11 protein-coding genes and 1 riboswitch are annotated in these 13,158 nt (G+C 36.1%); all 11 genes read right to left on the reverse strand.

The genetic code is table 11. The annotated features are described in order from the left end of the window. Window positions 1–31: 31 nt before the first annotated feature. The 11 genes from PHD84_01830 to PHD84_01880 all read right to left on the reverse strand — a co-directional run bounded on the left by PHD84_01830 (window position 32) and on the right by PHD84_01880 (window position 13,085). Entirely contained in the window at window positions 32–1,699 is a 1,668-nt protein-coding gene (locus PHD84_01830) for a Na+/H+ antiporter NhaC family protein (protein ID MDD5636548.1), read from the reverse strand. A gap of 240 nt (window positions 1,700–1,939) precedes the next feature. After that, a riboswitch (Lysine riboswitch) is annotated at window positions 1,940–2,127 on the reverse strand. Between the two features lie 141 nt (window positions 2,128–2,268). Further along, window positions 2,269–2,646 carry a cyclophilin-like fold protein gene (locus PHD84_01835; GenBank protein MDD5636549.1) on the reverse strand — a complete coding sequence of 126 codons (378 nt, stop codon included), beginning with the start codon at window positions 2,644–2,646 and terminating at the stop codon, window positions 2,269–2,271. Window positions 2,647–2,667: 21 nt separating this feature from the next. Then, window positions 2,668–4,695, reverse strand: a complete 2,028-nt coding sequence (locus PHD84_01840; protein MDD5636550.1) for a transketolase — start codon at window positions 4,693–4,695, stop codon at window positions 2,668–2,670. Between the two features lie 49 nt (window positions 4,696–4,744). Further along, complete coding sequence (locus tag PHD84_01845; protein MDD5636551.1) at window positions 4,745–5,659, reverse strand: TIM barrel protein; 915 nt, start codon at window positions 5,657–5,659, stop codon at window positions 4,745–4,747. 210 nt (window positions 5,660–5,869) lie between these two features. Next, a complete protein-coding gene (gene dapA / locus PHD84_01850; protein MDD5636552.1) occupies window positions 5,870–6,751 on the reverse strand; it encodes a 4-hydroxy-tetrahydrodipicolinate synthase in 882 nt (293 codons plus the stop codon). 214 nt (window positions 6,752–6,965) lie between these two features. Beyond that, window positions 6,966–8,042 carry an Ldh family oxidoreductase gene (locus PHD84_01855; protein MDD5636553.1) on the reverse strand — a complete coding sequence of 359 codons (1,077 nt, stop codon included), beginning with the start codon at window positions 8,040–8,042 and terminating at the stop codon, window positions 6,966–6,968. A 259-nt stretch (window positions 8,043–8,301) separates the two neighbouring features. Then, the gene (locus PHD84_01860; GenBank protein MDD5636554.1) at window positions 8,302–9,264 is read right to left on the reverse strand and encodes a hydroxyacid dehydrogenase; all 963 of its coding nucleotides are present in this window, start codon (window positions 9,262–9,264) and stop codon (window positions 8,302–8,304) included. Window positions 9,265–9,317: 53 nt separating this feature from the next. Then, a complete protein-coding gene (locus PHD84_01865) occupies window positions 9,318–10,073 on the reverse strand; it encodes an aldolase/citrate lyase family protein (protein MDD5636555.1) in 756 nt (251 codons plus the stop codon). Between the two features lie 253 nt (window positions 10,074–10,326). Further along, entirely contained in the window at window positions 10,327–11,334 is a 1,008-nt protein-coding gene (locus PHD84_01870; protein MDD5636556.1) for a uroporphyrinogen decarboxylase family protein, read from the reverse strand. Window positions 11,335–11,349: 15 nt separating this feature from the next. Further along, window positions 11,350–12,627, reverse strand: coding sequence for a TRAP transporter large permease (locus PHD84_01875; protein ID MDD5636557.1), 1,278 nt, complete (start codon window positions 12,625–12,627; stop codon window positions 11,350–11,352). Further along, complete coding sequence (locus PHD84_01880; protein MDD5636558.1) at window positions 12,618–13,085, reverse strand: TRAP transporter small permease; 468 nt, start codon at window positions 13,083–13,085, stop codon at window positions 12,618–12,620. The genes PHD84_01875 and PHD84_01880 overlap by 10 nt, the downstream gene beginning before the upstream one ends. Window positions 13,086–13,158: the final 73 nt, after the last annotated feature.

The raw sequence follows: 13,158 nt of genomic DNA on the forward strand, positions 1-13,158 counted from the left end.
CTGCAAATAAGTTAGAGTAAATTTGTGTAACTTATTCTTTGCTCTCTGCTTTTTCCAATGGGAAGGTTATACCTAATTTTTTTGCTGATAGAGAAGATAAAACAAATACCAATAGATAGAGTAAAACAATTCCAACAAGTAAAACAATAATGACCGGTATGCCCATACCCGCCAAGAGATAGCAAATCACAGCAATTAACGCCGCAGTAAGGGCATAAGGGAATTGTGTTCTAACATGGTCTATATGGTCTGAACCGGCAAAAGTTGAAGACATTACTGTGGTATCCGAAATAGGACTACAATGATCACCCATTACAGCACCAGTTAAGACACTAGAAATAACAATGGGAAGAGGCGTGCCTACGCTCACTCCTAGAGGAATTACAATGGGAACAACAATGCCCATAGTACCCCAGGATGTACCGGTACATATAGCAATAAAAGCAGAAATGATGAAAGTTAAAATAGGCAAGATTACGGGAGATAAAACACCTTCCAGAGCATTGACAATATAAGGAGCAGTACCCAGTTCATCACATACACCTTTAATTGCCCAGGCTGAAATTAATATTAAGGTAGCATAGACCATCATCCTGGCTCCATTGAGAAAAGAATCCATTATTTCTGCTACTGTCGCAATTTTTTGTACTAAATACATGATTATGGCAACAAAAAAAGCAATGAGTGTAGCTAATAATATGGAGAACATGGAATCGGCATCGGAGATTGCCTGGGAAAATGATTCAGCCGAGCTACCACCACCACTCGCCCACATAAAATAGAATGATAGCAATACCAGTAATATAATAGGTAACCACAGATTTATTGGTTTTGTAGAGGCATTTTGAGCAACTTTTAATTCTGAAGTTCCAGCTAATGGTCTAGCACCTTCAGCCCAGAGTTCATGGTTTGTTCTAGCTCTATATTCTGCTTTCAGCATCGGTCCAAAATCTCTTCCAGTATAAGCAATAATCCCTACCATAACAATAGCTAAAATAGAATAAAAACTATAAGGTACACTCCTTAGCCATAAAAAATAGGGAGAGACATTAATTCCTTCGGGAAGAGAATCGCCAATTAGACCAACCTGATAACCTATCCAGGTAGAAATTAAAAATATAGAAGAAACAGGTGCAGCAGTTGAATCTACAATATAGGATAGCTTCTCTCTAGAAATATAATACTTATCAGATAGGGGGCGAAACAGATTTCCAATAAAGGCTGAATTTGCATAATCATCAATAAAGATAACAATACCACCTAGCCAGGAGAATAGTTGTGCCATTTTTGCATTGTTAGCTTTTTTACTGATTGAATCTAAAAAAGCCTGTCCACCACCAGAAAAAAAGATCATTCCCATCAATCCACCCACTAAAAAGAAAAACAAGATAATACTGGCATTCCAAGAATCAGCTACTTGCGCAACCAGTAAATTAGCTGTTTTTTCCAAGCCTGTCCATAAATTCCCATTATTTAGAATTGTGGCACCGACTAATACAGCAGTAATTAAAGAAATTAGGGCTTCTTTTAAAATGATACAAAGTATAATTGCTAGAATTGGTGGCACTAAAGACCAGATACCATAAGCACCTGTCTCCTGTTCTTCATTAGCCCAACCTATTACTGATAAGAATGATAGAATAATCAGCACAGAAAAAACCACTACAATATATCGATTAAATCTATTCCTTCTCACCATTATTTTAAAAACACTCCTTTTTAAATATTTTTTTAATTTATTATATTAACACTATTCTATTTTTCTACTGATAACTGTCCACATCCTCCTTTCTCTATTTCTTTCTTAGATCGCTAAATTTTCTTTTTAATTATTTAATCCCATCTAATCTAATAAAAAAGGGCAATCCATAAGCGCCAGGCTCATCGATTGCCCTAAATAAATAGCAAGCGTTCTTTTTACCTCCCTTTTATCTCTCCTCGATGAGATAGCGCACCACCTAAGAACGGGAGTTTTCTTAGGTGACAGTGCTATGGTTGTTAACCATAGTCCCAGCCTGGGGCTTAGAGCATCGGCTCCAGACTTCGGCGAAGATCCCTTTTCTGATAGTTCATCACTGCTCAGGCTACCTATCAGTACTCTTGATCGTTCGCGCCTCTACCTCACTTCAGATAAAAAGTGAGGTAAACAATATTCGATTTTCTCTAAACTAACATAACTTAAACAAAAAGTCAAAAATATTTTATTTAACTATTACCGATTTCTAAAAGGTTTTTAAGACTGCATAAATACCACTTTTAAAGGTTTGATTACAAATTGCTCTTTTCAATTCTAATTCTAGTACCTGATCTTACCTGTTGTAAAACTTTAGGATCACCAATAATCCCGCCAAAAATATTCACTGCACTTGCTGCTCTGATTTCCTCACCGTTACTGGCAGGTGTTGTTCCAAAAAAGATACAAAATGCCTCACCGGGTGGCCAATAAGCTAAATCTCCTATGGAAACAACCGCACTGGCACCTTGCTCTAGTTCGATTTTTTCACCAATAGAAAAATAAATTTCATCTCCCCAGGTATTAACCCTACCTTCTATTGGTAATGCATCCCATATTTTCTCTGCTGTCTTACTATTATTTAATTCAGCTTCTACCTCAATATTTTCGATCTTTATTAAAATCTTTTTCATATTAAAACACCACCTTTTCCCCTATTTCTTAATGTCGTGCAACTCTTTAGCTCTTTTCGCCAGGTGTTCAGCAGTTAAACCAAACACTTTTAGCAATTCCCAGGGGGCACCAGATAGTCCAAACTCATCATCTACACCTATCATATCAAAAAGAAATCGTGTATTATACATCTTCCCGGTAGCAACTACTCCTGCTACTATATTACCAAATCCTCCCTTTTGATGTTCTTCCACGCTCAGCAGTACTCCTATTTCCTGAGTTGCTCTTCTAATGGCTTCTTTATCAATAGGCTTAACAGTATGCATGTTTATTACTCTGGTTTCCAACTCGTATTCTTTTTTAAGAATATAAGCCGCCCGCATTGCTTCAGCTACCATAGGACCACAGGCAATAATAGCAATATCTTCCTCTTCGTTCTGATATTCGGAACTGAGCTTAGTTTCAAAGGCATCAACAAAGTTTTCTTTTTCTCCTCGGAAACGAATGGTATTGGCAACACCAAATTTATAGGGAGTATTTTCGCAAGTAACAACAGGAGTAGCTTCTCGAGCATAACGAATTACTGCTGGTCCTGAAATATTAGCTACTTCCCTGGTTCCTTTTTTAGTTTCCAGCGAATCTCCGGGAACAATAATATGCATATTAGGTAAGTAGTACATATTGCTAATTTCTTCCAAGGCTTGATGAGTTGGTCCATCTGGACCAACAGATAATCCTCCATGAGCATTAGCTATTTTGACATTAAAGTTATTATAGCAGAGAGTAGTTCTGATTTGTTCCCAATTTCTGCCAGTAACAAAAACCCCGTAAGAACCAATAAAGGCAATTTTACCTTCCTTAGCAAAACCAGCAGCTGCTAAGGTCATATTCTGTTCGGCAATACCCATTTCAAAGAAACGTTCTCTTCTATCCGGATGTTTGGCATAGAATTGATCCATCTTGATAGAACTGGTAATATCTGCCCCAAAGGTAATCACCTCAGGTGATTCTCCCAATTCTTCAATCGCATCTCCAAAGCCATTACGGGTAGGAATCATTTTAACCCTCATTATATCCTGACTATTCCACCAGTAATCTTTACTGAATTTAGGCAGGATCCGGTCAACTTTATGGTTTACTTCCTCCTGATAATCACAGGCTATCTTGAGTAATTTATTTACCTTTTCCTGGTCAAAACCAGGAGATTTAATATCCTGCAAGGCTTTTTCTAACGATTCTGCACCAGTGAGTCCATCCTTAGGACAAATCCCATGATAACCCACTACATTTTCAGCAAAGGAAACCTCTTTGCCTTTAATAGTATGGGCAATAATAACTATAGGTTGTCCTTTGATTTGTAAGGCCTTATCCAGAGTAGCTAGTATTTCTGTCATGTTATGCCCATTCACCTCCAGCACCTGCCAGCCAAAGGATTGCCACTTGTCAGCTAAACCCTCTAATCTCATGACCTCTTCTGTTGAACCGTCAATCTGCAGTCGATTACGGTCAACAATAGCAATCAGATTATCCAGCTGATAATGGGCAGCAGACATAATTGCTTCCCAGACTGATCCTTCATTTAATTCCCCATCTCCTAAAATACAATAGGTTTTGTAATTCTTATTTTCTAGACGAGCATTTAAAGCACATCCTACCGCTACTCCTAATCCTTGACCAAGAGAACCACTGGAAAGTTCAATACCAGGAACTTTAAAACGATTGGGGTGTCCTTCAAATCCAGACCAGAGCTTTCTTAATTTCACAACCTCATCAATGGGAAAATAACCAGCCATTCCCAGGGCAACATAAATTGCTGGAGCCTTGTGACCCACTGACCAAAAGACACGATCCCGCTCCTCCCATTCTGGATTAGCCGGATCATGTTTGATATGTTTTAAATATAAGGCTGCTGCTATGTCCATGATAGAGAGGGTCCCTCCGGTATGACCGGATCCAGCTGCAGTAATAGCCACCATATTATAAGCTCTCATATCTTTTGCTTTTTCAACCAGTTCCTCAATAGAATAATCTTTCTTTACTTTTCCTGTCTTTGCATCAATAATTGGCATCATTTCCTCCTTTATAATTAACTTTATAATAAAAAATGTATTCTATAATTTACACTCTTGCCCATGCTTCTCTCAAGGTTCTCTTGGCATTGGCAATGATCACCTCTGAGGATTCACCGGGTAATGGCTTAACTTCGAAACTTAAAAATGGGGGATGATCTGGATTCAAGTAACCAATATTCAGTAATACTCTTAAATACTCAGTCAACTCTGCAACGTCATTTTCTCCACCCTTGATTCCAAAACGAGGATGCTCATCTCCATAGCCAACCTGATTCTTATCTTTAACAATACAGTTGCCCATATGGGCATGGACTAGGTAATTCTTGACTGGCAGAATAGACTCTTCGGGAGATTCACCTAAGAGAGGCAAATGGGATAAATCGACCATTAAGCCAAAATTATCGAATTCCTTCCTGACCTCCGCAGCATACCTTCTGGCCAAGTCAACCGGTCCGACAAGACATTTCTTATCAATCTCCTGGTCAAAGACTTCCATAGCAATCATGAGATTACCTTTTGACTGAGCATAAGCACAGATCTCTTTGGTGGAAGAGATCAGCAAATTCAGGGCTTTTTCTCTTTTTTCTTCACCTGGATCCTTGCCGCTTAGAAAGCCAAGACCTTTCGCTCCAAGCTCATAGGCTTCATCAACACCTTCTTTTACTTGCTGAACAGCTTTTTTTCTCTCTTCTTTTTCAAAGGAATTGATATTCAGCTTATTCACCAATAATCTGGGTTGCGCCCCGTAAGCTACAGCCAAATGGCTGGCTTCCAACAATTCTCGAGCCTTTTTACGAACATCAGGATCCTTCATCCAAGAAACTTCCACTGCAGTAAAAAAATCATCTTCGGCAATCTCCTGCAATGTCTCCAGGATAGGACCTTCCCCTTTCATAACTTGAGGGTAAGCCATAAAATGAATTATACCTACCTTCATAAATTTGTAAATTGATTCTTGCATAATAATTCTTCCTTTCTAATTCAATTATTTGATATTCTTTTTTTATATATCAAATATTTTAAAATCTACTTTACAATACAATCATAATTTTATTTTCTTAGAAAAGTCATAATCTTTGAGGTAACATCTATATTCTTCTCGCTTTTGCTTTTTTAAAATAATAAATTCTCACTAATAATTTATTAATTATAGTTAATAATATAATATATTCTATTGGCCTATCTCTTCAAGGATCTTCCTCAACTTCTCTCTTGCTTCAGAAGTTAAGGGTTTAATCGGTTGTAAAGTATTCCCAACCTCGATTCCCCTTAGTTTTAGTCCTTCCTTCATAATCACCGGAAAACTGCCAAGTGAAAAAGCCATGCGTAAAGGTGCCAATTTGAATTGTGCTTCTAAAGAGGCCTGGTATTCTCCTTTTTTATACAACTCATAAATTGATACCACTAATTCAGGAACAATATTTGCAGTTGCAGCAACGCTACCATGTCCACCATAAGCTAAAAAGCCATAAATTAAGGTATCTCTGCCAGATAGAACAGCAAAATCACCATTGGTGCAGCGAATAATCTCTGCTGCTTTACTCATATCTCCACTGCTGTCTTTAATTCCTACTATATTTTCAATCTCACCCAATCTAACTATCAGATCAATACTTAAATCAACACCAGTTCTACCTGGATTATTATAGAGTATTATGGGTAAATCAGTATTTGCAGCAATTGCACTATAATGTTCAAATAATTCCTCCTGATTTGGCAAGATGAAGTAAGGTGTAATTACTGATAAAGCATCTACTCCTAGCTCAGTAGCCATTTCAGTTAGCTTAATAGATTCTTTTGTGGTAATAGCTCCTGTGCCAGCATAAACCGGTACTCTTTTATTGGTAGCTTCTAAGACTGTTTCAATAACCTGTCTTTTCTCATCAAAACCAAGGGCATAGCCTTCTCCAGTACTTCCTAAAGGAAATACTCCATGTACACCTGCCTCTATGAGATAATTAGTCATTTTTTGCAATGCTTTACAATTAATCCTTTCTTCTTCGTCAAATGGAGTAATCATCGGTGGAATAATGCCTTTGACTTGAATCTTCATAATCATCCCTTTCTCTTTTCCAAATTTTTTCCCCTTTTAGGGGTTAAAGAATATTTTATTAAACACCAATTTTTTAAACATAAATAAAATTTATTCAACCAATCTTATCCAGTAATTATAATAATATTTAGTCTAACCTCTTTATATCAATATTTTAGCTTAAAAAGTCTTAATAACTACAACATATAAATTTTATTTCGTAAATTTACCTTCATCATTTAAATAATCTATAATTATCAATATAAACTCCAGATTCTTTTGCCATTAATTTTAAATCATCAAGAACTTCCTTGCTTATTGGAATTCCAAATTTTAAATTCTTTTCTTTTATATTAAATTCAATCTCACCTGGTAGATATATTTGCTCTACTCCTTCTTTTTTAGCAGAATTTTTAATTGCTTTTATTTTTTTATCCATTCTTTGTTTAAATCGATTAATTGGTATAAAATTATCTATTTTTATGGCCATAAAAAAGTGTCCGGTTTCCGATTTCTTTGAAGTGTTCAAATTATATAAACTGGTTACTGCTGTACCACCTATAGAATCCCCTAATGAGCTAGAGAGTATATCGTTAACTAAAGCAATGCCATAACCTTTATGTTCTCCTATGGGAACTAGAAAACCGCCTCCGTCTATGGCAGTAAATGCATCTGTGGTGGGATTACCCTCTCTGTCTAAAGCCCATCCTAATGGTAATTCTTCTCCTTTTTCCCTTTTCAAAAGTATTTTCCCAACAGATACAACTGAACAAGAAATATCTAATACAACTGGTAAGGCTTTTCCAGCGGGAATGGCATATGAAAAAGGATTATTACCAATTATTTGCTCTGTTCCTCCCGTGGGAACCATTCGACAAGCTGCATTTGTAGTGGCATAACCAATCATATCTTTTTCCACTGCTTGTAAAGTATAACCTGCAGCAGCTCCAAAATGATTACTATTTTTCACTACTGTTGCTCCAATAGAATATTTATTAGCTTTTTCAATAGCCATTTTCATAGCTTTTGTAGCACTTACCTGGCCTAAACAATTATGGGCATCCAATACTGCAATTGCCTTATTATCTTTAATCACATTAATTTTTGATATAGGATTTACTAAACCGAGTTTTATTCTTTTAATATATATCGGTACCCTCATTACTCCATGAGAATAAATCCCTCTAAGGTCCGCTTCAACCAGAGAATTAGATGTAAGGATAGCATCTTCTTCTGTTACTTTGACTGACATAAAAATATCTCTAATGAAAGTTTTTAAATGTTCTGAATCAACTAAGATATTTTTAATCATAGATTGTACTCCTGCAATGTTAGTACTTTTTTATCTGTTCTTAATAAATTTCGACTGCTATTAAAAAATAACTAATAGCCATTTAATTCTATAAAATCTATAATTCTTTCATAAAAACAACTGAATTTAAGCCAATATACTTTAAAAGGTATAAAATAGACTATATAAATCAATATTGTATATTGCTACACAAAAGCAATTCCACAAGAATAAATATAAATTACCTGCTAATAAAAGTCTGTGTTTAAATATTATAAAGTTATTTTTTAGGTTCATTGGCAGGCCAGGTGGGTATTTTACCGCTTAATACTTCATCAATACCTTGTGCTGCCTGAACTGCCATACGAATCATACATTCTTTAGTTAAGGCAGCATTATGTGGTGTTAAAATAATATTATTCAAGCTAAAAAAAAGGTGGTTTTCTGGGGGTGGCTCTTTTTCATATACATCTACTGCTGAACCTTTAATAAAACCTTCTCTTAGAGCTACAGCAAGATCTTCCTCTACAACTAAATCTCCTCTGGCAATATTGATAAAATATGAAGTAGGCTTCATAAACTTAAACTCTCTCATACCAATAGATTTCTTCGTTTCTGGAGTTGAGGGTATATGAATAGAGACAAAATCTGATTTAGAAAAGAGTATATCTCTATCTTCTATTCTTTCAATTATCTCAGGAAAATCTTCTTTTTTTAAAAAGGGATCATATCCTATTACCTTCATGGAAAGGCCATGATAAGCTTTCAGACTAAGCTTTCGACCAATTTTACCAATACCTAAAATTCCTAAAGTTTTACCTTCTAAATCAATACCAATCTGGCGATTTCTGAAATTAAAATCCCCTGTTCTAGTCGCCCTATCACTAGCAATTATGTTTCTTGCTAAAGCAATAATTAATCCCAGAGCAATTTCAGCAACTGTATTCGAATTGGATTCTGGTGCATTAGTCACATATATTCCTAATTCAGTAGCTTTGTCAATATCAATATTATCTACCCCTACACCATGACGGGCAATTACTTTTAGTTTTTCCCCAGCTTCAAGTACTTCTGCCGGTAAGGGAGCGGTTCTAATAAGAACTGCATCACATTCTACAATATCATTTTTGATTTCCTCGATTGAGCTACCTGAACCCATTTTTATTTCATATCCTCTTTCACGTAGATATTCTTTCCCCTCCTCAGCGATATCCTGAGGTATCAAAACTTTATAGGACGACATAATACTTTGCTCCTCCTTTTTACATAAATCCCAATTTAATATTAAAATTAAGATTATCTTTTATATTTTTTAGCAATTGAAGAAAAACCATTTTTAATTATATTAATATCCAGATCACTCATTACTATCTGTAATCTGGAATCCCATCTTGACAGGAGAGCATCATTGCCGTGAATAGCAAAGAATTTGTGATACTTCTCCGCAGCATCAGCCACCTTACTAATTGCTGCCTGATTGATTTCACTCATGATATCACCTGGTACACCCAGAGAAATTGCTAAATCATTCGGACCAATAAGTAAAACATCAACTCCTTCAACTGCTGCAATGGCATCAATATTTTTAATTGCCTCTGCAGTTTCTATTTGTGCAATTGCTAAAGTCAATTCATTTTGGCGTGTCATAAATGTAGGAGCATCGCTTCCTATTCCACCAAAATTGGTAAGCCCTCCATTACTTCCAAATCCCCGATTCCCAATAGGAGCATAGCGCGACCATTTAACCAGGTGCTGTGCTTCTTTAGGTGTACTAATCATAGGTACCATCACACCTTCTATACCAGCATCCATAAGTCGGGAAACATATCCTTTTGCCAGTTCGGGAACTCTAGCAAAAATACCAAGTCCAATGGACCGGGCAACCTTTGCTATATCAGAAATAGTTTCAATTGAATAGGGACCATGTTCCATATCAAACATGATAAAATCCAGTCCTGCATGGTAAGCAATTTGAGCTATTGCTGGATTCCTCACCATACGAATCATTGTACCAACAATTCTATTTCCTTCTCTTAATTTGCTTACAGTCATCTTATCCCCCTTAAATATGTTACAAATTTTCCAGTTTCTTCATATGGATATATATTTTTGATTAAAAATATTCACTTTTCCCTCTTTATTTATTATTTGTTTTGCTAATCTAGATTGAGTTAACTCGTTCCTTAAATATAAGAATTGGTTGATACTTTTCATAAGGATGAAAACAATAACTATGAAAACTGATTAATCAAACAAATAAAAGTTATATTTATTTCTTTTAATAGATCATTTAACCTCATTCTTCTTAGTACCAACCATAATCCTCCAAAGCACTTTTCATAGCAACAATATTCTCTGGTTTACAGTACACCGGTAGAGAGTTTGAAGAACTAAGGATATATCCACTACCAGGGGCAAGCTGTTGAAGCCGTTGTTTTGTTTCTTGAAATACCTCTTCTGGTGTTCCAGTAGCAAGGGTATTCACGCTTATATTCCCCATAATTATTACTTTATCCCCATATTTCTTTTTCAGTTCAACGATATCCATAGCTTCCGGTTCAATGTTGGAAACAACATCCACACCAATATCGATAAGACGATCCATGATGGCCATAAAATTCCCATCACTGTGAAACATAAATGGTAATCCACTAAATTCTTTTACAATTTTATGTGCTGACAATAGATATTTTTCCAGTATGTTGGGAGAAAACAATAAACCATTTTTATAGGCAATATCATCAGTTACTCTAATTGCATCAAAGGGAAATTGTTTTAAATGTTCTACTAATTCTAAGGTCCAATCTCTCATCTTATAAAACAGGTTATCTATAAAACCAGGATCATCTATCAGAGCATAGGAAAATCCATCGAATCCTAAACTTAAATAGGTATTCATAAAACCACTGCGGGTACTTAAAATAAGAGCATATCGATCTCCAAAATTATTAGCTAATATTTCTGCTTCCTTTAGAATATCTGTTGAACCAGGATCAGGAAGTTTAATTTCTTTTAGGTCTTCCTTAGATTTGATTAGTCCGCTACCATACATCTCAATACCATTTTCTTTTAGAATCTCACAGTAAACCGGTGCAGTGACCCTAAATTCAAAGGCATCCATTCCTAAAAAATCCAGTATCTCTGGAGAATTACGTATGAATTTAAAATTGTATTTAAGTTGTTTTTTCAATATTTGATTGGGAAGATCATTGTTCATAAAGTGATCTACCCATGGTACCCTATCAGGTATTTCACTATTCAATACTTTATTTAATCTTTGTTTTGGAGTTAATTTATGGTGATAAATAGACATGTTATGACTCCTTTGCTACATTAAAAGATCAGGAAGCCAGGTAACAACCGCCGGATAAAACACCATTGTCAGAATCGTAAAAACAAGAGCCAGCCAGAACCATCCCATTCCTCTGACAAACTGAGAGATAGATATTTCAGCTACATCACAGACAATATACATGGAAAGTCCCACAGGAGGAGTCAGTAAGCCTACCATCAAGGTTAATGCAGTAATCACTCCAAACTGAATCAGATCAATCCCCACACTTTTTACCAGGGGCATTAACATGGGGACAAAGATAATAATAGCAGCCGACGGATTAATAAAACAACCAACAACTAAATAAGCAAGGATAATCAATAACAGTACAATGATCGGGTTAGAAGAAACAGTAGTAATACTATCAACTAAAATAAGAGCTATTCTTTCTCTGGATAATACCCAGGCAAGAGCATACGCACTTCCCACAATAAACATAATCCTTGCTGTTTCTCTACCTGTCTTAATCAGCATATCAAACAATACTGAAAAGTTACTCTCTTTATAAACAAAAGTTGAAATAACCAGGGCATAAAAAACTGCTATCACACCTGCCTCTGTCGGTGTAAAAATTCCTCCCAGAATTCCGTATAAAATAACCACAGGAGTGGTCAGGGCAGGAAAAGCATCTTTAAAAGAACTCCACAACTCATTCCATTTCGCTCTCTCTCTACGGGGATAATGTCTTTTTTTGGATAGAATATAAGACACAATTGACATGTAAACTGCCATCAGGATACCTGGTATAACGCCGCCAATAAATAATTTTCCGATAGAGATTCCAGCAACAGCACCAATCAATACCATCGGGATACTGGGTGGAAAGATAGGACCAATTGTAGCCGAAGCACCGGTAACAGCTGCCGAAAATTCAGCGTCATAACCCTCATCTTTCATTGCTTTAATTAAAACACTGCCAATCCCACTGGCATCAGCCAGAGCAGAACCAGACATACCAGAGAAAATCAAACTGGAAAGTATGTTCACATGTGCTGTCCCCCCTGTAAAATGTCCTACCAGTGCCTTTGTAAACTTGAATATTCTCATGGTTAAACCCATGCTGTTCATAATATGCGCCGCCAACATGTAAAGGGGGACCGCCATCAATTCGTATGACTCAGCTCCCACAACCATTCTTAAGGGTACCATCGTATTGGGAAGAACAGGATTAATCACAAAATAGGAAAATGCAGCCATACTCATTGTAAAGGCCACTGGAATTCCAACTAAAAATCCGATAAGCATGATTCCAAAAACAATTGTTAGCGACATTTATATCTACCTCTAATCTTCTGTAAAATGCTATCAATCATAAATATAAATATCAAAACCAGGGATACCGGTAAGGAAAGAAACATGAGTCCCCTGGAGATATGAATAGCAGTAGCATACTGATTAGAGTAAGCTTGTACTACCGGTATAGAATAATAAAAAATGATAACAATAAATACAGCTACGATAATATCGGTGAGAATTTCTACTATTTTCTTTGCCCTTTTTGATAAAACAAAGTCAATCAGCTTGACAACAATATGCCCTTTTCTCCGGTATAACAATGCAGCCCCCAGATAAGTAATCCAGATAAATACCCATACGGCCATCTCACCTGCCCAGTACATGGATCCACGCAAAACATAGCGAGTCGCAACCTGAGCCATAAGCAAGAGAACCATTACGCCAGTTAAGAGGCCAACCATCTTTTCCAGAAATTTCTCTAATTTATCACCCACATTATGAACTCCTTAAAAATATATCTTTCAGAGATTCCATTTTTGGGTTACATACAAAATTCTCTCTATTTAA

The sequence above is a fragment of the Atribacterota bacterium genome (assembly GCA_028717805.1).
Lineage (GTDB): Bacteria > Atribacterota > Phoenicimicrobiia > Phoenicimicrobiales > Stramentimicrobiaceae > Stramentimicrobium.